We start from the raw sequence: 20,390 nt of genomic DNA, 5'->3' as shown, positions 1-20,390 counted from the left end.
ACTCAGAGATTCGGCGTTCGGTTGAGGTCGTCTTCACCAGGGAGCGTCCTGTCACTCTCGTCGAGGACGCCAGTGAACTGCCGCCTGAAGCTTCCTGCGTCGACCTCTCGGGCGCGGACGGCTGTCTCCCTGACGATGCTCCGTTCGTCGTCTGCTAACTGCGCTAACGTTTCTGTTGCGACGTCGTCGTCGATACCACCGAGGAGGTGGGCGGCCCACTCTCGAACGCGTTCGCTCGGGTCGTCGGCGGCGTCTACGAGCACGTCGAGTGAACCCTCTCCGCGGAGTTTGAACAGCGAGACGAGCGCGTTCCGTCGTGCGGCGTGATGTTCGTCGTCGAGGGCGGCCTCGATTGCGTCTTCGTGTGCCGCACGGTCGAGTCTGTCGAGTGCGACGACGGCCTCCGCCCGAACCCACGGGTTCGGGTCGTCGGTCAGCAGTCGTGCGGTCTCGACGGCGAGTTCGCCACCGTGTTTCGTCAGTGCTTCGACCGCGAACTGCCGGACGTCGGCGTCGTCGTCCGTCGTCGCTGCACGACTCAGCGCGCGGACGATTGGCGCTTCGGTCTCTCGCTCTGCGAGTGCGAGTGCGGCACGGCGGCGTTCGACGGGGTTCTCACCATCGAGCGTTTCGAGGAGGTCGGAGACGGCGTCGTCTTCGACCGGTTCCGTGTCGCTCGCACCGAGTTCCTCCAGCGACGCCTCACCGATGGTGATGTCTCGGTCGACTTCGATATCTTCGAGGCCCGCTGGCGTGTCTCCGAACCCCGGGCTTTGCTCCGGATGTAACTGTGGGTCTGGTGGCCCGTCTGTTGCTTCTTCTTCGTCTCTCATCTGTGTTCACCTCTTGATTCGCTCGCGAACAGTGTCACGGCGACGAGGACGCCCGCCGCCCCCAACAGGGTGGATGGGACACCTGCTGCGAGCAGGAGCGCTCCTCCTGCTGCGACGTCAGGTCGTCGACTCACGACTGCGTGCGTGAGAGCAGTGACTCCCCCACCGACCCCGAACAGAACGAGGGCGAGTGGCGTGCCGACGACGCCGCCACCGACGAGCAGGACTGCACCGGCGACGTATGGGGTGGTCGTCGCGAAGCTAAACGTCAGGATGGCCGCGAGCGCACCGACGTACAGACTTCTGCTGTCCCACCCGACGAGTGCCGGTGTTGCTCCGATACCGACGAGGGCGACGGCGGAACCGAGTGGGCGCAACGTCGCGGGCGCGACGCCCGCCGTCGCTGCGAGTGAGAACGCGACGCCTGCGACGAGGACGCCCGCCACGCCGAGTTCTCGAATCACGGGTGTCGGGCGCTCCTGACCCAACCGCTCCCACCGCGACCAGACGACCATCGCCCCACCGACTACGATACCGATTGCGGCCGGATACCACGCGAGGGGAGACGCGAGTGCAACCAGGCTGAAACCACCGACGAACGCACTTCCGACGCGCTCCCACACCGTTTCGGCCGTCGATGCGAGGAGGAAGGCCGCCACCGCTGGTCCGATGATTGTCGCCGGGAGCCAAAGCGTCGCGAGTTCGGAGAGGCCACCGGTCAGGTCACCGGGCGCGTTGTGGACGACGCGGTACAGCGTCGCCACCAACACCGGGACCAGACCGCAGAGTCCCGCGAGTGTGCGCGTCGAGACTCCCGACGTGGGACGTATTCGCGTGAGCGTCTGCCCGAGGACGCTCTCCGACCCCGCTTCTGCTTCGACCCGGCGATTACTCACGTCCCGCCACCCCCCTCGAACTGTTCTGCGAGGTCCTGTTGGTCGGCGGTGACGAATCGGTCGACGAACGCGGCGACTTCACCGAACAGTGCGGTGCCGGGTTCCTGCCCGATTCGCTCTGCGAGTCCGCCGGTGACGACGTGCAGGTGTCGGTCGTGGAGGTCCAGTCTCGCTTTGGCGACGTCGGCAGCACCTGCCGCCTCCTGTCGGGCGAGGTAGCCCGCGAACTCCAGTTGGTACGGGAGGTAGTCGTGATTGTCACGCGCCGACTGGTCGATTTCGAGTCCGAAGTAACTGTACGCCCGCGCCAGGTCGAGGTTCACGTCGTTCCACGACGCTTCGGGCCGGTAGGAGGTTTCGTACAGCGAAACCGGCGGCCCCTCGCTGTTGAGCGACCCGTCCGTCCGGTCTTCGTACTCCGAGTACCCGACCGTAAACAGGTCGTTGAACCGGGCACACAGCGTGTCGTGGTCGTCTTCGACCGAGAGGTCCGGCGGGTCGACTGCCAGACCGGACGCCTCGACCAGACGGTGGACCGTCTCCTGAAGCTCACCGGACCGAAGTCGTTCGTACGTGGCCTCGTCCGGTTCGTCGAGGAGTTTGGCCATGACCGTGTAGACCCCACCGCGTGCCACGGCCTGTTGGTCGATGCTCTCTGGGTCGACTCGGTCGGTCACGTCCGGGTCGGCCGCAGGGTCGTCGTTTCGTTCAGTGTCTGTAGTCATCTCTGAGTCCCTCAGTTGTTTCTGACCGCCTGGATGGTCACCAGCGAGACGCCGACGATGGCCAGACCGGCGATAGCCCACAGAATCGACTCGTACGGTGGACCCTGTGGCCCGGGGCCAAACGGGAAGTGGTACCACTCACTGACCGACTTCCGGCCGGAGCGTTCCATGTGCGACCCGTTCCACACCGCGAACGCCACGTCGACGTCGTTGTCGACGGCGAACGAGGTGCGGTTCTCGGCGCTGGATTGAATCTCTCGCGACATGACGATTGTCCAGCGGCCGTCGTCGTAGGTGGTCGTCGTCTCGACGGCGTTCTCTTCGAACGACGTCGTCGTTCCGGCCCCGCCGGCGAGCAGTTCTTCTGTCTCACCGCCAGCCTGCCAGTACCAGACGTTCACGAGGTTTCGGTCGCTCCCCATCGAGATGGGTGGTCGAGCGCTGGTGTTGACCGGAACCTGAACCGCTGCCGCGTCTGCGAACTCTCGTGGACTCGACGTATTCCGGTCTGCGTCACCGTCTGCCCACGACATGCGGATGTACAGTCGTTGGTCTGTCCGCGCAGACTGGACGCGAAGCGTCTCGACGGACGTGTCACTCGCGTTCGGAAGGCCGCTCGGTGCACTCGCCATCGGAACCTTCACCGCGGGTACGGTGTCCCATGCCTCGCTCGTCGGGTTCTGAGGCTGGTCACCGGTCGAGACTGACTCGACCGGAATCTGGTTCGCCGGGCGGGCCGACACCATCGCCGGACCGACTGCCGCCGTCAGCAGTACCAGACAGACCACGATGGTCGCGCCAATCGCGACGGGCCGTTTCTCACTCATCGTCGAACACCTCCTGAAGCGACTGCTTCAGCATGCTCGACGCTTCGTTCACTCAGTTCACTCATCGTCGAACACCTCCTGAAGCGACTGCTTCAGCATGCTCGACGCTTCGTTCACTCAGTTCACTCATCGTCGAACACCTCCTGAAGCGACTGCTTCAGCATGCTCGACGCTTCGTTCACTCAGTTCACTCATCGTCGAACACCTCCGGAACTCCGTTCCGGCGAATTCGCCGATTCAACGCTTCGCTTATTCATCGTCGAACACCTCCAACCGGTATTTGCGTGCTGGGTTCGTGTCGGTCAGCATGTCGAGTAGTTCGCTCTCTCCGCCTCGGTTGACCTTCTCACGCTCGCGCTCGATGGTGTCGAGTGCGTCGTGGACCCGGTCACCGAACAGTTCTTCGAGGTAGGTCCGCGGGATACGGTCCACGTCCACCGACTCACCGTCGTCCGAGTGTTGCGGTGGCGCGAACGGCGGGATGTAGTAGACGTTCGGTTGCGTCTCGTACTCCGGATGGAGCGGGAGCGCAACCTCGTACTCGTTGACGAGTTTGTGGATTGGCCCTTCCTCGTCGTCGAGGAACCCGACGAGTCGCAGTTGTGGTGGACAGTCCTCGGCACACGCCGGGGCGAACGTCTCGCCGTCGGGGCCTTCGCCCTCGATGCGGGGGTAACAGAAGATGCACTTCTCGGACGTCTTCTGCGTCGCGTTGTAGTACACCTTCTTGTACGGACACCCTTCGACACAGTAGCGATAGCCGCGACACCGCTCCTGGTCGATGAGGACGATGCCGTCCTCTTCGCGTTTGTAGATGGCCTTTCGCGGACAGGCCTCCACACACGAGGGGTGCGTACAGTGGTTACAGATACGCGGGAGGTAGAAGTAGTACGAGTTGGGGTACTCGCCTGCTCCCTGGTCTTCGTCCCAGTTCGGACCCCACTCTGGGTCGCTCTCCGGACGAAGCGGTTGGTCGCTCCCGTTGTACATTATCTCCTGGTGGTTGAAGTCCCACGCCTCACCGTAATCTTCCTGACTCGGAATCTCACCGGGTTTGCGCTCGTTGTGTTCGCCGGACTTCCACCCACCGCCGGACTCTTCCCAGTTTCGGGGGTAGCCCTCACCGGGTTTCGTCTCGACGTTGTTCCAGTACATGTAGTCGCGGCCACCGCCTTCGGTCCACAGCGATTTACACGCGACCGTACACGTCTGACAGCCGATACACTTGTTGAGGTCCATCACCATCGCGACCTGATGGTCGATGCCCTCTGCGAGTTGGACCTCGTCGGCCCCTTGCTGGTCGGTACTCATTCGTCGTCACCTCCTGCTTTCCGAACGTCCACACGGACGTCGCTGTTGACACCCGTCGGACCCCAGTAGTTGGGGAAGAAGTGGAGGTGCTCGCCCGTGTCTTCGGGATACTGCACCAGTTGGGTGGGTTTCATGTACATCGGGACGAGCGTGTTGAAGTTGTTCCGACTGGAGTACTGGAACCGCTCCCACGAGAAGTTGTGTCGGAGAGTTCCACGCTCGCTGCTCGGGTAGATTTTGGCCTGCACTTCGACGGCACCCAAATCGTTGTACACCTCGACGGTGTCACCGTCTTCGATGCCGCGTTCTTCGGCGTCGTCGGGGTTGATGTAGACGACGGGTTCACCCCGCTGGAGGCGGAGCAGTTTCGAGTTGTCCCGCCACGTCGAGTGAATCGCCCACCGTCCGTGGGGCGTGTTGTACTCCATTGGGTAGTCGCCGCCGGTGTTCTCCGGCCCCTCTTTGTGCGTCGGCAACTGCTCGCCGAACTCGAGGAACCAGTCGTGGTCGATGTAGTACTGCTGTCGCCCACTGACGGTCGGCCACGGGTTCTTGTCCTGGACGAAGTCCTTCCACGGCGCGTACGCCTCACCGTCTTCGATGTCGGACGTCCAGTGGTCACCCGCTTCGAGCAACCGCTGTGGATGTTCGACCGTATCTGCGAACGTAATCTGTTCGTCGGTGTCCGACGGGTTCGACTCCTCGGAGTGTTCGAGGATGAACTCGGCGGCGGCGCGGTCCTCTTCGAGACCTCCCTCTTCACCGGTCTCCCAGTCGCGGACGTAGTCGTCGTAGACGTTCTGGAGGTCGATATCGCGGTCGAACTTCCGGTCCGAGATTGGCTCGATGCCGCGTTCCCGCGCTATCTCCTGAATCTTCGCGGCGAGTTCCCGGAAAATCTGCCAGTCGGTCTTCGACTCGCCGAGGGGTTCGACCGCCGGCGTGAACGGGTGCACGTAGGTGTGCATGTCCGTCATCGACAGGTCGGTCTTCTCGTAGTGGCTGGCGGTCGGCAACACGATGTCGGAGTACAGTGCGGTCGAGTCCATCCGGAAGTTGATGTCCACGACGAGGTCGAGTTTCGGCCACAGTTCCTCTTCGAGTGCGACGTTGCCTTTGGCCTGGTTGAAGTAGTTGCCACGCCAGATGAACATCGTCGACGGGTCCGGTCGCGTCCCATCGTCGCGTTCTTCGGGGTACACTGGCATCCAGCCCTTGTCGATGGACTCCTGGATCTTGTCGGCCGTATCGGGGTCGGTGTTGTCGAGGATACCCGAGTGGTAGTAGGTCCACAGCGTCGTCGGCACGCCGCGAACGTTTCCAGTCGGGAACGAGAGCACCTTCCACCCGTGGAACGTCCAAATCTTCTCTTGGCCGACGTAGTGGTCCACACCGGTCCCTTGCTCGCCGAGGTTGCCGGTCAGCGTGACGAGCAACTGAATGGCACGGTTACCCAGGTCGTTGTGGTACCAGTCGTTGACACCCTTGCCGTGGATAATCTTCGCCTTGTCGGCGTCTGCGAACTCGCGGGCGATACGCTGGTGGGTCTCTCGGCCGACACCGGTCTCTTCGTGGACCGTCTCTGGGTCCCACTTCGAGAGTTCGTCGCGGAGTTCGGCCCACACGGTGCGAACGCGGACGGTTCCGTCGTCGGTCCGAACCGTCATCTCCGCGTCGAGTTGCGGGTCGAAGTTCAGGTCGATGGACTTCGAGTAATCCTTCTGGCCGTCACGCTCACCGAGCGACCCCGGTGCCTCTCGAAGTCGGCCGTCGGCGTCGAGCATGAGGAACATCCACTCTGGGCGGTCGGCGGCGGAGTTGACCCCAGGCACGTCGCTCGCCCGCAGGAACTTCCCGTTGTCCTGTCGGACCAAAAGCGGCATGTCCGTCTGCTCTTTGAGGTGGTCCTCGTCGTAGAGGCCCTCATCGACGATGGTTCGGGCCATCCCGAGAGCGAGGGCGGTGTCGGTTCCGGAGTTGGGGCTAATCCACTCGTCGGTGTGGATTGCCGTCTGTGAGTAGTCGGTGAAGACGCCGACGCGCTTGGTTCCGTTGTACCCCGATTCGAGGAAGTACTTCGCGTCGGGGATACGCGTGACGTTGATGTTCGACCCCCACGCGATGATGTAGTCCGAATTGTACCAGTCGGCGCTCTCGGCGTTGTCCGTCTGCGTCCCCCAGGTGATGGGTTGTCCCGGCGGCAAGTCGGAGTACCAGTCGTAGAACGAGTGGCTGACACCGCCGAGCAGATTGACGAGGCGTGAACCACTGGCGAACGACACTGGACTCATCGCCGGAATCGGCGTGAACCCACTGATAGCGTCGTACCGACCGGCCTGCACCTCGTCGATGACGTGTTCTGCAATCTCGGTGAGCGCTTCGTCCCACGTGATGCGTTTCCACTTGCCTTCGCCGCGTTCACCCACTCGCTTGAGGGGGTGCTTGATGCGCTGTTCGGCGTTGACGTAGTCGGTGTAACACGCGCCTTTCTGACAGCCTCGTGGATTCGGGTCCGGCAGACTCTCGTCGAAGCGCGGGTAGTCACCCGACTGTTCTTCGCGCCAGACCTGTCCGTCTTTCACGTAGACGTCCCACGAACAACTGCCGGTACAGTTGACGCTGTGGGTCGACCGGGAGACTGAGTCCCAGTCCCATTTGTCTCGGTAGAGGTCCTCCCACTCGCGATAGGGGTACTGCCCAATCGGGTCGTCGACCGGTTTCAGTCCGCCCATCTGGAACAGACTGTCGTCGGAGGCCGCGGAGCTACCGATACCGAGGAGCGACGCGACACCGAGGCCCTGGAGGAGACTCCGCCGTGAGACCAGACCGGAATTGTCGGCCGGGTCTCCCGGTGGGTCACCCACCTGGGGGGCGTCGTCCGCTCGTTCGTCGTTCGCCGATTCTGCGTCCGTCTCGTCGTCTATCTGGGTAGGGTCGTTTCGGCTCATTGGTCTTTGTGTACGAATACCGTCGTCAGTGCCACTACTGCGCCGAGCAGTCCGAGAGAGAGTCCTCCGAGTGTGTTGCCGCCCATCTCGAGTCCGAGGGCGACGAGTGCCACACCGAGGAGTTTGCTGACCCGGTCGAGATGTCGATACCTCCGTGCAGACAGCTCGACGGTCCACGGAGCGGCGACACCGGCGTCTGCATCAGTCATCGCCGGTCACCTCCGAGGAGCGTCGGGACTCGTCGCGTTCTTCTCCGTCGTCCAGCATCCGATACGTCAGGATTCCAGACCCGATGGGGACGACGAACAGCGCGACGGTCAGAATCGGGTTGATGACACCCGTTCCGACGCCGAGTGCACGTCCGAGGAGGTTGTTCATCCCCGCGATGGATGCAATCATGATGAACTGGATAGCCGCGATTCCGACCGCGGTTTGCCACGGCCGTGCGAGTGGGTCGGCCGTGAAGTGGACCGATTTGTCGTGGTAGTCGACGAACGGCCACACGGCGATTGCGCCGAACACGAGCGTCGGGAGCAGGACGCCGCCGACGAACTCGGTGGAGATGTGGATACCGACGACCGGAATGGTAAAGCCCATCCACGACGGGAGCAGTTTCAGCAGGCCGTAGACCCACATGAGGAACCAGTCGGGCATGATGAGTTCCGGCGTCCCTGCGGGGTTGTTCGGCCCGTACTCTGCGATGTTGTGGACGGGCAGGAAACCTGCCAGTGCCGCGAGCGTCGCCAGCGTCAAGAAGAAGACGACGGCGCTCACTGCCGTCTGGTTCGGGAAGGCTGGAAGCCCGATGACGACGTTGTCGTCGTCCTTCGAGACGACGGTTTCGTCCCCACCGTCGCTCGCTGCGACACCGTCTGCGGACTGCTGTGGCTCAGACGGGAGACTCCGAACGTCGTCGTCTCGTGGTGCTTCGGTGTGCTTCTGCCTGATTAGAATCGCCATGTGGATGGCGAGTAACACCCCGATTGCGATGGGGATGATGAGCACGTGGATGAAGTATAGCCTGGGAATCGTTGCACTCGATGGGAACTCCCCACCGAAGAACGCCTTCCCGACGAGCTCACCCACGAGTGGTATCGACGTCGCGAGGTTGTACCCGATACCGGTCGCCGTCGCCGCGAACTCGTCGAACGGGAGAGCGTACCCGGTGTACGCCGCTCCCATCGAGAGGCCGGCGAGGCCCGTTCCGACGACCCAGTTTGGTTCACGTGGATTCCGATACGCCCCGGTGAAGAACACCCTGAGCATATGCAACCCGATAGAGGCGACGAACAGATGTGCCGCCCAGTGGTGCATCCGCCGGATGAACATCCCGAACGGGATGTCGTAGGTTATGTGCAGCACGCTCGCGTACGCTTCCGGCACGTCTTCACCCTGATACTCCGCGACGCTGCCTTCGTACTGGACGTCACTCGTGGATGGTTCGAAGAACATCCCGAGGAACATCCCCGTGAGGATGAGAAGCAGGAAGCAGAACAGCGCAACCTCGCCGAGGAGGAACGAATCCTCTGCGGGAAAAGCCTTGCCGAGGAACTCACGGCCGCTGTCGAGGTCGAATCGTGAATCGAACCAGCCGTAGGTTCGGGTCCCAGCGTCAGATGCCCGGTCTGCGAGGTCATCGATTCGGGACATCATTCACCTCCCGGGCCGACTGGCCCGTCGAAGTCGCCCGTGGCGATGAGATACCCCTCGCTCGACACTGTAATCGGGAGTTGCGGAAGCCCACGAGACGGTGGGCCACCGACGACTGCCGCGGCGTCAGTCGGGTCGAACTTCCCGAAGTGACACGGGCAGACGAGTATCTCGCCTTCTTCGTTCGACACCATACATCCGGCGTGCGTACAGACCTTCGAGTAGGCCGTGTACCCCGACACCATGTACTCTTTCTTCACGCTGTCGCCGTAGGCGTCTTCGGCGTGTCGAACGAGAAGCGTCGGTGCCTTCTCGATTCCCGGTCGTGGTTCGGGGAATACTGTCATTATCTCTCCTTCTGCGAGTGCGTTTTCCCTGATTCGATTCCCGTCGCCGTCGACGAGATAGATACCGTCGGAGTATATTGGCCCGGTGTACTCCCGTTCGAAGACCCGTGTCAACCCCGCGAGCGGTGCCGTGAGACTCGCGACGGCCGTCAGACCGCCGACACTCGCGAGGAGTTTGGCGTAATCACGTCGGGCGAGCGATGCGCGCGTGTCCGAGAAGAGACTCGGCCGGTGCCCGTGGTTGCCGCTCGAACCGTGGTCTGAACAGTCGGTGCAGTGCCCGTCACAGGTATCCGACTCGGAATGGTTGCTGTCTGAGTTCATCAGTGACCCCTCCGTTCTGCGACTTCGACGTGGGGAAGGAACCACGCGTAGTACGAAACCGTCAGGAGCGCCAGCGAGACGAACATCCCCATCGCGTAGACGCCGAAGTACTGCGTTCGAGCGAGCGTCAGGTACTCACCGGTGAACAGTGCGGCGAAGACGATAGAGAGTATCGTCAGGCCACCCATCGCGAGGATGCCTTCGATGGCGTCCGACGCGTCGCGATATTCGACAACCCAGCGGTCTTCGGTCCAGAACCACGGGAGTCCGACCTGTCCCCCGTCAGAGACCGGTGTGGGGTCTGAATACTCTCCTCTTACTGCCGAGTCCATGAACCGATGGACTGCGGTCAACACGCCGACCAGTCCGAACAGTGCGACCCAGACGATGACGCCGACTTGACTCGGTGCAAGCTTCTCCGGCGTATCGATAATCTCCTGGAGCGGTCGCATCTCCGTGACGCTCTGGTCGATTTCTATCTGCTCGCTCGGTGGTTCCCCGTGCAATGCGACGTACCACATCGGCAGGAGCACGGCGACGACCAGGAGCAAGACGACGACTGTCTCACGTCTCACGGACAGTCACCTCGTTTCGACGTTCGGTGCCAACCCCTTTTGCTGGGTATATCCTGGCGAATATACCAATCGACCGCCATCAGGCTGTTAATTGACATTCTTCGACCCTTTTTGTGAATTAGCCCAGTGATGGGTAACGCCCGGACCATAGGGCGTGGGGACTTTATATGGGGGTAGCTATCTCACTGGTTCGATTCGCTATCCGTCGTTCGTTCTCGGCGTTTTAAATCAAAGATAGTGTACGTTCGCCAGCAAAAGGTCTATTCGTCGCCACTGCGAAGTGCGCACGATATGGACTGTGGAGTACATGGTGAAATCGAGGTGTCGGACCCGTGTGCATGCCGCATCTCACAAATCTCTATTGAAACCGATGTTCGGTCGATAACGCGCTCTTCTCCCAAGGGCAGCGATGCAGTCTCCATCGAATTTTCCGCCGACAAGACGGTGGACGACTCCGACATTCAAGAGATATTCCACCACGGGAATCAGACAGTCTATCGATTCGAGTGTCAAACCGAGTCTGGACCGGGCTGTGCGTGTGAGTATATCGAGGACCACGGGTGTCCGGTACGCCACATAGACGCCGACGACAACAACGTCGTGCTCTCGTTTTTCGCCCCTGACCTGGACTCGCTCCGTGAGATAATCGTCGAACTCAAATCGGAGTTCGACGGTGTCTCTCTGCGTCGCCTCACCCAGTCAGACGGCCCCGGAAGCGGTTCTTCGCCGGTCTACGTCGACCGTGATGCGCTCACGTCCCGACAGCAGGAGGTTCTGGCAACCGCCCACGAGATGGGCTACTTCGAACACCCACGGACGGCAAATGCAACGCAAGTTGCGGACGAACTCGGTATCAATCGGTCTACGTTCGCCGAACACCTCTCTGCGGCCCAGTCGAAACTCCTCGATGCAATCCTCGACTACTGAGACGTTCTCACCTTTCACCACGTTGACGACTCCTCTTTAACACCCCACTTGTGGTGGGTTCAGTTAGTTACTCGCAGATGGCCAGGTTTCAGCGGTGGTGGCTCCCGTGTCTGACGAATACATCTTCGACTGCCCCGAATGCAGCGCAGAGATGGACGTCGATGGCAATATCCGTACCATCATCCTCGAAGACGGGTGCGTGCTCTGTGAGGCGGACGTCGAAGCGTCGAGATTTTCGCGTCTGTAATCTCGAACTGTCCATGATCTGTTGCGCTGGGCGGTGACTCAGATTCCTCGAACACAGATGAACCCCGGGGCAGTCTCTCTGTGCCAAGTCGGACGTGGCCAGTCGGGTGGACACTACTCGAACTGTCTTTGGGCGAACTGTAGCGGGTCATCAGTTCGATTGGCCCACAATACTTTGGGTATTTATTATCTTCACTTTTGGTCAGTTTCTCCTGATTGACATTTCGAGACGCTCGTGCCTGTGGTATATATTCGATTACACTTCGCGAAATACGAAGTAGAGCTGTCGATTCATCGAATTTGATTCATTTTGAAAATTGTGTGTGTCTAAAATTACTGGCCCGCTCCGGTTGTCGTCACTGTGCGAGACGACTCCACGTGTATCTCGTCGTCGTTCCCCCTCTATCAGGGCCAGACCACCGCCACGGTCAGAACAGATTCCAGTCTGGCAACGACGGTGGCTTGGTGCCCCAGCGTGTCAAATTTTATGAGTTTCCCTCCCCACTATGTTGTATGTTCGTGCCCTTCACCGTGGATTTCAGCGGTCCGCTCACGGTCCATGACTGACGAACGGAGGGAGTCGATTCGTCGTCATCTCGACAACGGACTCGTGGCCGACGCCTTCGAGACGGACCCACGACCCATAGCCGACGCTGCAGCGTCGTTCTTCCAGACGTTGTTCGTTCAGACGCTGGACTTCGAACCGACGACGCCACGTGACGGGGACCACTCGTGGCACGTACTCTCTCTCTCCGAGGTGCCCCCGCCAGCGACGACGGTCCGACTCGTCGCCAAAACGGGACGATTTCGCGTCGTCTACGTCGAACTGGATTCACTGACGTCTACGGCAGAACGACAGGTAATCCAGCATCTCGCCCGTTCGGACCTGACGGACGACTGGGGGACCGAAGGGACGTTCCTCGCCGTGTTCCACACCCCGAGCGAACACGTCTGGCATCTCGTCACGCCATACGAGAGAGACACCGACGATATTACGTCTGGTCGTGTGACGCTCCGTCGATTCACACTCGGCGAAGGGGTGACACACGGGACTGTCGCGGATGCGTTGGCAACCATCGAAGCGGGGGAATCCGACGCAGAAGCGCAGATTCACCAGGCGTTCGACCTGAACCGAGTCGTCGAAGCGTTCTACAGCGATTACAAACGGGCCGCCGAAGCACTCCAAGACGAGTTACGCGGTGAGGGACTGTCCGACGCGGCGGCACATCGCTACGCACACGTCACACTCACGCGGTTGCTGGCGCTCTCGTATCTCGAAGCGGAGGATTGGTTTGGAGACAAGACCGATTTCGTCCGCTGGTTCTACGACCGGTACCGGGCGACCAAGTCGTCAGGAACGTTCCACGACACGTGGCTCTCTGCACTGTTGTTCGACGGTTTGCAGCGTCCGGCGGGAACTCCAATCGACGCCGACCTTCCGCCCGACGTCGCCTCGGTGCTTGCGGAACTCCCGGAGACGAACCTCGCTATCTTCAGCCCGACTGACTGTGACGAACGTGACGTCACACTCGCTGACAGCGTCCTGGACCCAATCATCTGTGAGTTGCTCGAAGGGTACACCTTCACCGTCTCCGAAGAGCGACCGTACGTCGCCGAAGTCGCAGTCGACCCATCGATGCTCGGAAAGATGTACGAGTCGCTCATCGCAGAACAGGAACGCGGCGAGGCGGGTGTCTTCTACACGCCCCACACCGAAGTCGACCTGATGTGTCGGATGGCACTCTACGAACAGTGCCGTCTCGGTGTCGACACCCTCGACGAGACTAGCGACTGTGACCTCGTCGAATTCGTCTTCTGTGACCCGATGCAGTGGAACGACCAGCACGAACTCGACGCCGACACACTCGTCGAGACGCTCCGCGACGTTCGTGTCGTCGACCCCGCGTGTGGGAGCGGAGCGTTCCTCGTCGGTATGACACAGGTGGTCGAAGAACTCTCACAGAAGCTTGGGCGGCCCTTCGACGCAGAACGATGGCGGCAGGTCGTCGAGCAGAACCTCTATGGCGTCGATATCAAAGACTGGGCGGTCAACGTCGCCGAGTTCCGCCTGTGGCTCTCTGTCGTCGCTGGCGGGCGTGACTCGTCACCAACGAGGACCGGCCCAAAGCTCTCTTTCAATCTCTACACGGGCGACAGCATGGTCGAGGACGCGGGATTTCCCGCCGACTCGGACCACGAAGACCCATCCGCTGGTTCGGACGACGGCCGTCGTCGGTTTCTGTGGCACCGCGATTTCGCGTCTGTAATGGACGCAGGTGGGTTCGACGTCGTACTCACGAACCCGCCGTACGTCGACCACCAACACATCGTCCAACAGCAGGTCGGTCCCGGGCGTCTCGACTCGATGGACGGCGAGACGGTTAGGCGTCTCAAATCGACGTACAAAGACGAACTCATCTCGTACGTCCGAGAGCGGTTCGACATCGAACCCTACAGGCGAAGCGACCTGTATCTCTACTTCGTCTTCAGGGCGATAGACGTCCTTCGGGACGGGGGGACGCTGGCGTGTATCACGTCGAGTACGTGGTTGGACAACTCCTACGGCAAGCGACTCCAGCAAGGACTCCTCGAATTCACTGACCTCGGACTCGTCGTCGACAACCGAACGCGACGGAGTTTCGCGAGTGCGAACGTCAATACCGTCATCACAGTGGCCAACAAGGCGGGTGCGCGAACCCTCGGGGGTGACGTCGGATTCGTCGCGCTCGGCGAGGGTTACGAACGAGTCGTCTCCCCGACGGTCATGCGTTCGCTACTCGTCGGTCCGCCGGACCAGGAGTCGGGCGACGAGTTCATCGTGGATTCGGGGCGTGGGAGGAGTCACCAGTTCGGGGACCATCGAGTCGTCCGTCTCGACGAGGAGACGCTGTGGCGAATCGGCGGCGGGACGGTGTCTCCACCACCCCAGGGACCACGTGCCGACGCTGTCTCGGCGTCGGTGTCTCCGACTCCCGGTGGAACGTACACCGGGAACACGTGGGGTCAGTTCCTCCGTGCACCGTCGACGTACTTCGAGTTACTCGACGCGGGGAGGGACGTCTTCACACCGCTTTCGGAGATTGCGTCGGTCGAATCGTATCTGAACACTGGCGGTGCGGACGACTTCTTTTTCGTCGACGTCGTGGAGGGTGACCCGGAGACGGACCACTACGTGACGATTCAGAACCGGTCGGAGGGCGAGGAGTTCACTGTCGAATCCGAGTTCGTCGTTCCCTTCGTCGAATCCCCGCGGCAGGTGACACGAATCGACCTCTCGAAAACAGCGTACAGCACCTACTTGCTTCGAATTCCAAAAGGGACGGACCTCTCGGAGACGAAGGTCAGGGAGTACGTCGAGTGGGGCGAACGTCCGGAGCGAGCGTACCACACGTCGTCCGGGCGCCGGAAGGTAGACGAGTGGTGGGTTCTCGGACCGAAGAGCGAGACGAACACGAGCGTCGTCTGGCCGAACCGACAGAACGCCCGGCACTTCGTCGCGTACAACCCCGACCAGACGGTCACTCATCGGTTCTACCGCCTGCATCCTCACGACGACGTCGCGGCGACACCCGAGGAACTCGCTGCGTTGTTGAACTTCTCACCGACGGCGCTCTTCACCGAAGTATTGGCGAGTGCGGGGTTGGGGCAGGGAGTCCTCGACGTGACGGGAACGACGCTGCGGCGAGTCCCCGTCGTCGACCCAGGCGTACTCTCTGCGGAGTGTCGAACGGCCGTTCTCGACGCCTTCCGCGAGCTGTCTGCTCGTGAGATGGGGACGCTCTACGACGAACTCGGTGCACAGACGGCAGACGACGTTACTGTCGATACGGTCGTGACAGACCGAAGGCAGTTAGATAGGGCACTGTTCGAATCGTGTCTCGGCCTCGAACGACCCGCACAGAAAGCTGTTTACGAGGCGATTCTCCGGACTGTCACCGACCGCCTCGATAAGTCTCGGAGTGTCTGAACGCCATGGAGACGACGTGTGAACGCCGGCGAGTGCCGGTGAGTTGGTCGAAAGGGTTTGGACACCGCAGCGAAGCAATCACAACTGGCCGACAGTGAGCGATTCGGCGCCGTCCCAGTAGCGTTCGAAGAGTGACGTCGCCCACGAGTGTACCTCGGGGTCGTCGATATCGAGCGAGGCCTGCAGGATTCCGTTGTCGTCTCGCAAGAAGAGGTGGACCACGGTGTCGGTGATGGTGGCGGCGACTGGGATTGGTTCGTCGGCGATTCGTATCGACGCGTCGTCTGCCGTGAGCAGCGCTCGAAGTTGCGTTCGGAGCGCGGAGTCGTCCGCGATGGCGTCGATAGCATTCGAAGAGAAGACGCCCTCGAACTGCAGGTCGCCAGACTCTGCTCTGCCCGCGATTCGTTCGAGACTCTGTTCGTTGAACGCGTAGGAGACCACCCGCACGTGGTTCGCGTCGTCGAGCAAGTCGAGGACGCGCTTGACTGGCGCGTTCGGTCGGACCCGACTCGGCGTCGTCACCGTCGCCGTCGTGAGGTGTTCGATGTCGAACGTGACGGTGTCTTCGGGCAACCACCGTGCGATTGGCCGGAGTTCGAGGTCCGTCTCGACGATATCGACCAGTTCCCCGAACCCACGGGAGACCAGTTCGCCGGTTAGCGTCGCGCTGTACGTACTCCCGTCTCGCCGAATCCACGAACGCTCTTCGAAATCGTGGAGAATTCTCCCGAGCGTCGGTTGGGACGCTTCGGTCAGTTCGACGAGTTCTCGACGCGTTCGCGGTTCTTCGGTGAGTAAGTCGAGTGCTTGCACCCGGTTTGGCGAGAGTGCGAGAAATTCGATTTCTTCCAACGCCGACTCCATGAGCGGTACTGCGACGGCCAGTGATAAACTACTTTCGCACTTCGAAATTATTTCATAACCTGAAATATCGAGTCCGTTCGCAGCACTTTCTTGCCGCGAAATTATTTCTGAATCAATGTAAGTAGGTCCGTCCCCGAGATGAACGTACAATGAGAAAACGGTCGCAATCGACGTTCGCATCCGCGCGGTGGGGTGAGGCGTGGTAATGGGTACGCGTCGTCGCCTCGCCCTGTTCGCCCTGGCGAGTATCTTCTTCGGCGGGACGTTCGTCGCAGCGAAGGCTGGTCTGGAGTTCTTCCCGCCCCTCCTGTTCGTCGCCCTTCGGTTCGACATCGCCGCAGTCGTGTTGCTTGCCTACCTCGCAGTCGGTCCGTCTCACGACGAGATGCTCCCACAGTCCGTCGGTGACGTGATTGGAATCGTCGCGACGGGCGTGTTCGTAATCGGTCTCTCCAACGCGCTTCTCTTCGTCGGTCAGCAGTACGTCTCCAGTGGCGTCGGGGCGATTATCTTCAGTCTCAACCCTATCTTGACCCCAGTGTTCGCGATGGTGTTGCTCACGAACGAGCGCCTGTCGTCTCGTGGCGCGGTGGGGATGCTCGTCGGATTGGTCGGTGTCGCACTCGTCGTCCAGGTAGACCCGTCGAACCTCCTCGGTGGTGGTGCACTCTGGAAAGCTGTCGTCTTCCTCGGGGCGGTCAGTGGTGCCCTCGGAACCGTCGTCATCAGGTGGGCTGATACGTCGCTCTCGAGTACCGTTCGGACGGCGTGGGCGCTCCCACTCAGTTCACTCCTGACGCACGGGTTAAGCTTCGCCTCCGGTGAGACGCTGGCGATGATTTCGTGGACGCCTGCGGCAGTCGCAGCACTCGTCTACGTCGGTGTGTTCGCCGGTGCGTTCGCCTACATCGCTTACTTCGGACTTCTCGAGGACGTCGGGCCGATTCACGGCAACCTCGTCTTCTACGCCGTCCCAATCGTGGCGACGCTCGGTGGGTCTGTCCTCCTCGGCGAGTCCGTCTCTTCGCTCACTCTCGTCGGATTCGCGACTATCTTCGCTGGCTTCGGCGTTCTCGCGAGTAAGTCTATCGTCGCCGAAGTCGAACGACTTTACGAAGGTCAGGTCGAAGCACTCACGACGTAAGTCGGCCTGTGGCCCGCTTTACGCACACGGGTCGCGAACGTTCGTCTTCGTCCGACGACTCTCTCACGAGAGATAGCCTCCCCGCCCGCGGACGAAAGTAGTGTTTCGAGACTGGCTCCAACCGGCTGCTTCACCTCCGATATCTACATTCTACCGTTCGAAGCGTCCGACGAAACTCGAGAGTAATCCGTAGCACGAGCTACACCCTGCCACGTATAAACCGACTCTCTAAATCCCAGTTCCCGAAAAAAAGGAGCCGTACATAAGTGTATCCTCCGGAGAGAATTACGGTTGGTCGATACGCACGATGTCCTCCCCCTGTGACGATGGGTTCGACGCCCCGCTCGTCAGGGTGACAGCCCTCATCGCCGCTTCATCAACAGGCCGACGCCGACGAGGACAGCGACACCTGCCAGCACGAACGGGAGCACACCGACCCCCTCGATTCCCCACCCATTCCCTAACGCACCTTGGTTTGCAGAGGCCGGGTCAGGCGTACTGAGTTTCGAGCTACCTGCCTCGACGGTTACGCTCACCACTTGGCCGTTCACCACGAGCGAGTACTCACCGGGCGACGAAAGTTGCTGTTCGAGAGTGACAACTCTCGTCTGTCCGCTCGCGACGGTGACAGTCTGGGTTTCGGTGTCGCCGTCGGCTATCCCATACGTCACTGGGAGTGACCCATCGATAGTGCCGCGATTGGTGATAGTCGCGATGAGCGTGACGTTCTCTCCCGGGCCGATAGTCCGTGCATCTGTCTTCACGTCGACGAGCCTGACGTCTGCGAACTGCTCGCCCACAGTGGTTTCGACGCTCTCGTCACCGACCATCACAGGGAACGTCCCGGGTGCCTCGAACTCGTGTTCGAATGTAACCGTCGCGTTCTCCCCGGACTGCAGTGTCAGCGACTGATTCGAGACGACGTCACCGTCGATGCGCAGGTCGACTGACACGGGACCGTCGACGAACCCAGTGTTGGTGACGGTTGCCGTGATGGTCGTTGGTTCACCCACGAGAACCTTCGATTCCGTCGTCACGTTCGAGACGGACGCGACGGGTTGGCGAATCCCGAGTGCGAAGTACGACGTTCCCGGCGACTCTGCACGCAGTACGTACCGTCCGTCGTTCTCTTGGACCAATCTCGTCTCAAGTCGTTCCCAATTCTCTTCGTGATAGCGGTAGAGCGCGACGTTCTCCGGTGCCGTCTGGCGTGCGTCGAGGTCGCTCTTTCCGACAGTGAGGTCGACCGTTGCACCGTCGAGATAGCGACTCAATCCTCTGTTGACGTCGATTTCCAGATAGAGTGGCATCTCGTTCGCCTCGGTCACTGTGGTGACGTTCCCGGGTTTCTCTGTGAACGTTTTGACGTCCACCGCGAACGCGGGTAGGTCTCGGGACATCGTGAGGGTGAGCGTGTCGATATCGACGCCGGACCCGGCGGACATCGACGACGGAACGTCGAACTCCAGCGGTTCGTCGGCTTTGGCGTTGGTCACGTTGTACTGCACGTGCGTCTCCGTCAGTTCTACCGCCTCGATTTCTGTCTCTGGTTCAGGTTCTGGTGTCTCGACGGGACTGCTGCTTCCTCCGCTGCTTCCTCCGCTGCTACCACCACCACCGCCTCCGCTCCGTACCGGCGTCGGAGTCGGTGTAGGGGTCTGTGTCGGAGTTGGTGTTGGTGTTGGTGTTGGTGTTGGTGTGGGTGTCGGCGTTGGCGTGGGTGTTGGCGTCGGAGTTGGACTTGGCGTCGGTGTCGGTGTTGGCGTTGGGGTCGACGCTGAACATCCGCCCGGTGTAATACTCACCGGTTGGTCCAACGCGAGGCTCTCGGTTGCACCGTTGGCGTGGACGAGTCTGAAGTCGAGAATTCGGTTGTCTCCACCGCTCCACGGCCACTCTCCCCAGTGGTCTGCCTGCTCGTTGAACGCGGGTGTAATCGTGACGCGCTGACCGCTTGCGAGGTTCTCGAATCCACGATAGGCACCACCGTCGTTCCGGTCGGGTCGCCACTTCCAATCGACCTTCGCCGACGATTGGCTCAGTTCCCAGTCGTCGTCCTGTGACCCGCTACCGTAGTAGTCGTCCCGGACGACCCACCCATCTCCCGAGGGGAGGCCGTCGATGGTGAACGTCACCGTCCCACCGTACGGTGAGTCTCCGAGTTGGTCGTGCAGGAAGACGAGACTGACGCCCTCTGACCCGTGATAGAAGAAGACGTTGCTCACTCGGTTCTCTTGGAGGTATACGGTCCCGTACGAGGAGTAGACGCCCTCCGGGTTCGTCTCGTGGCTTCGGTAGTCGTAGAACGATTCGACGGACGTCGTCCCGTCGCCGAGTGCTTCGACGGTGTAGCAGACGCCGCCCTGTTCGACAGCGAATACCGACGCCCCGTCCTGTTGGGCGAGGCCAGTTCCCATTCCGGACGGCAACACGACCATCAGGACGATACCGATTACGAAGGCCTGTCGGAGATGACTCATCCACTGGCCCTCTGCGTCGTCGGTACTTCGGGGAGCAGTTCAGAACTCGTCTGTCCCGTGGCTACCGCCCGACGAGTTACAGTGCTTGGGTTGTGTAGGAGGAACACGAGGGATATCTTGTTGGATATACGGCCGGACGACTTTGGTTATAAGCCCACAGAGGGGGACGTTAGCGTCCGGTCGGCGATGGTTATGCGACTGTGTTGGACAGTTAATCGTTGGAGGAAATCCATTAACGGTGACGTAATCGTGAGCCTGGTTGACAGCCCGACCAGATAGTCACTGTTCGCTGTCTGTCGGTGAAATACACGATATCGGGGGAC

16 protein-coding genes are annotated in these 20,390 nt (G+C 61.0%); 4 read left to right on the top strand and 12 right to left on the bottom strand.

Going from position 1 to position 20,390, the window contains the following annotated elements:
• Nucleotides 1-2 precede the first annotated feature (2 nt).
• The 10 genes from ACK3R5_RS17720 to ACK3R5_RS17675 form a co-directional block, all read right to left on the bottom strand.
• On the bottom strand, nucleotides 3-833 hold the full coding sequence (locus ACK3R5_RS17720; RefSeq protein ID WP_411968789.1) for a HEAT repeat domain-containing protein: 831 nt from the start codon (nucleotides 831-833) through the stop codon (nucleotides 3-5).
• Nucleotides 830-1,729, bottom strand: coding sequence for a hypothetical protein (locus tag ACK3R5_RS17715; RefSeq protein ID WP_411968788.1), 900 nt, complete (start codon nucleotides 1,727-1,729; stop codon nucleotides 830-832). Before ACK3R5_RS17715 ends, ACK3R5_RS17720 begins: the two co-directional genes overlap by 4 nt.
• On the bottom strand, nucleotides 1,726-2,454 hold the full coding sequence (locus ACK3R5_RS17710) for a molecular chaperone TorD family protein (protein WP_411968787.1): 729 nt from the start codon (nucleotides 2,452-2,454) through the stop codon (nucleotides 1,726-1,728). The genes ACK3R5_RS17715 and ACK3R5_RS17710 overlap by 4 nt, the downstream gene beginning before the upstream one ends.
• Nucleotides 2,455-2,465: 11 nt before the next feature.
• A complete protein-coding gene (locus ACK3R5_RS17705; RefSeq protein WP_411966035.1) occupies nucleotides 2,466-3,281 on the bottom strand; it encodes an ethylbenzene dehydrogenase-related protein in 816 nt (271 codons plus the stop codon).
• 249 nt (nucleotides 3,282-3,530) lie between these two features.
• Nucleotides 3,531-4,592, bottom strand: coding sequence for a 4Fe-4S dicluster domain-containing protein (locus tag ACK3R5_RS17700; protein WP_411968786.1), 1,062 nt, complete (start codon nucleotides 4,590-4,592; stop codon nucleotides 3,531-3,533).
• Entirely contained in the window at nucleotides 4,589-7,540 is a 2,952-nt protein-coding gene (locus tag ACK3R5_RS17695; protein ID WP_411968785.1) for a molybdopterin-dependent oxidoreductase, read from the bottom strand. The genes ACK3R5_RS17700 and ACK3R5_RS17695 overlap by 4 nt, the downstream gene beginning before the upstream one ends.
• Nucleotides 7,537-7,749 carry a hypothetical protein gene (locus tag ACK3R5_RS17690; RefSeq protein ID WP_411968784.1) on the bottom strand — a complete coding sequence of 71 codons (213 nt, stop codon included), beginning with the start codon at nucleotides 7,747-7,749 and terminating at the stop codon, nucleotides 7,537-7,539. Before ACK3R5_RS17690 ends, ACK3R5_RS17695 begins: the two co-directional genes overlap by 4 nt.
• Nucleotides 7,742-9,190, bottom strand: coding sequence for a cytochrome b (locus ACK3R5_RS17685; protein WP_411966039.1), 1,449 nt, complete (start codon nucleotides 9,188-9,190; stop codon nucleotides 7,742-7,744). Before ACK3R5_RS17685 ends, ACK3R5_RS17690 begins: the two co-directional genes overlap by 8 nt.
• Entirely contained in the window at nucleotides 9,190-9,861 is a 672-nt protein-coding gene (locus tag ACK3R5_RS17680; RefSeq protein ID WP_411966041.1) for a ubiquinol-cytochrome c reductase iron-sulfur subunit, read from the bottom strand. Before ACK3R5_RS17680 ends, ACK3R5_RS17685 begins: the two co-directional genes overlap by 1 nt.
• Nucleotides 9,861-10,436 (bottom strand): hypothetical protein, encoded by a 576-nt coding sequence (locus ACK3R5_RS17675; RefSeq protein WP_411966042.1) that lies wholly within the window; start codon nucleotides 10,434-10,436, stop codon nucleotides 9,861-9,863. Before ACK3R5_RS17675 ends, ACK3R5_RS17680 begins: the two co-directional genes overlap by 1 nt.
• 291 nt (nucleotides 10,437-10,727) lie before the next feature.
• Here ACK3R5_RS17675 and ACK3R5_RS17670 point away from each other — a divergent pair, with 291 nt between their 5' ends.
• The 3 genes from ACK3R5_RS17670 to ACK3R5_RS17660 all read left to right on the top strand — a co-directional run bounded on the left by ACK3R5_RS17670 (nucleotide 10,728) and on the right by ACK3R5_RS17660 (nucleotide 15,576).
• On the top strand, nucleotides 10,728-11,363 hold the full coding sequence (locus ACK3R5_RS17670; protein ID WP_411968783.1) for a helix-turn-helix domain-containing protein: 636 nt from the start codon (nucleotides 10,728-10,730) through the stop codon (nucleotides 11,361-11,363).
• Between the two features lie 106 nt (nucleotides 11,364-11,469).
• Complete coding sequence (locus ACK3R5_RS17665) at nucleotides 11,470-11,610, top strand: hypothetical protein (RefSeq protein ID WP_411966044.1); 141 nt, start codon at nucleotides 11,470-11,472, stop codon at nucleotides 11,608-11,610.
• Between the two features lie 558 nt (nucleotides 11,611-12,168).
• Entirely contained in the window at nucleotides 12,169-15,576 is a 3,408-nt protein-coding gene (locus ACK3R5_RS17660) for a class I SAM-dependent DNA methyltransferase (RefSeq protein ID WP_411968782.1), read from the top strand.
• 78 nt (nucleotides 15,577-15,654) lie between these two features.
• On the opposite strand, the gene ACK3R5_RS17655 is transcribed toward ACK3R5_RS17660, so the two are convergent.
• Complete coding sequence (locus tag ACK3R5_RS17655) at nucleotides 15,655-16,443, bottom strand: helix-turn-helix transcriptional regulator (protein WP_411966046.1); 789 nt, start codon at nucleotides 16,441-16,443, stop codon at nucleotides 15,655-15,657.
• A 205-nt stretch (nucleotides 16,444-16,648) separates the two neighbouring features.
• Between ACK3R5_RS17655 and ACK3R5_RS17650 the strand changes: the two genes are divergently transcribed.
• On the top strand, nucleotides 16,649-17,587 hold the full coding sequence (locus ACK3R5_RS17650) for a DMT family transporter (protein ID WP_411968781.1): 939 nt from the start codon (nucleotides 16,649-16,651) through the stop codon (nucleotides 17,585-17,587).
• 362 nt (nucleotides 17,588-17,949) lie between these two features.
• Here the strand turns inward: ACK3R5_RS17650 and ACK3R5_RS17645 are convergent, their stop codons facing one another.
• Nucleotides 17,950-20,067 (bottom strand): PGF-pre-PGF domain-containing protein, encoded by a 2,118-nt coding sequence (locus tag ACK3R5_RS17645; protein ID WP_411968780.1) that lies wholly within the window; start codon nucleotides 20,065-20,067, stop codon nucleotides 17,950-17,952.
• Nucleotides 20,068-20,390: the final 323 nt, after the last annotated feature.

It is taken from the genome of Haloferax sp. YSSS75, from assembly GCF_046764215.1.
GTDB lineage: Archaea > Halobacteriota > Halobacteria > Halobacteriales > Haloferacaceae > Haloferax.
This window is presented reverse-complemented; position numbering and strand designations above follow the sequence as displayed.

Excerpts from the sequence above, each read along its gene's own strand:
- ACK3R5_RS17705 (WP_411966035.1), bottom strand. The coding sequence starts at position 3,281 with ATGAGTGAGAAACGGCCCGTCGCGATTGGCGCGACCATCGTGGTCTGT.
- ACK3R5_RS17655 (WP_411966046.1), bottom strand. The coding sequence starts at position 16,443 with ATGGAGTCGGCGTTGGAAGAAATCGAATTTCTCGCACTCTCGCCAAAC.
- ACK3R5_RS17720 (WP_411968789.1), bottom strand. The coding sequence starts at position 833 with ATGAGAGACGAAGAAGAAGCAACAGACGGGCCACCAGACCCACAGTTA.
- ACK3R5_RS17680 (WP_411966041.1), bottom strand. The coding sequence starts at position 9,861 with ATGAACTCAGACAGCAACCATTCCGAGTCGGATACCTGTGACGGGCAC.
- ACK3R5_RS17710 (WP_411968787.1), bottom strand. The coding sequence starts at position 2,454 with ATGACTACAGACACTGAACGAAACGACGACCCTGCGGCCGACCCGGAC.
- ACK3R5_RS17700 (WP_411968786.1), bottom strand. The coding sequence starts at position 4,592 with ATGAGTACCGACCAGCAAGGGGCCGACGAGGTCCAACTCGCAGAGGGC.
- ACK3R5_RS17650 (WP_411968781.1), top strand. The coding sequence starts at position 16,649 with ATGGGTACGCGTCGTCGCCTCGCCCTGTTCGCCCTGGCGAGTATCTTC.
- ACK3R5_RS17690 (WP_411968784.1), bottom strand. The coding sequence starts at position 7,749 with ATGACTGATGCAGACGCCGGTGTCGCCGCTCCGTGGACCGTCGAGCTG.
- ACK3R5_RS17695 (WP_411968785.1), bottom strand. The coding sequence starts at position 7,540 with ATGAGCCGAAACGACCCTACCCAGATAGACGACGAGACGGACGCAGAA.
- ACK3R5_RS17685 (WP_411966039.1), bottom strand. The coding sequence starts at position 9,190 with ATGTCCCGAATCGATGACCTCGCAGACCGGGCATCTGACGCTGGGACC.
- ACK3R5_RS17660 (WP_411968782.1), top strand. The coding sequence starts at position 12,169 with ATGACTGACGAACGGAGGGAGTCGATTCGTCGTCATCTCGACAACGGA.
- ACK3R5_RS17670 (WP_411968783.1), top strand. The coding sequence starts at position 10,728 with ATGGACTGTGGAGTACATGGTGAAATCGAGGTGTCGGACCCGTGTGCA.
- ACK3R5_RS17645 (WP_411968780.1), bottom strand. The coding sequence starts at position 20,067 with ATGAGTCATCTCCGACAGGCCTTCGTAATCGGTATCGTCCTGATGGTC.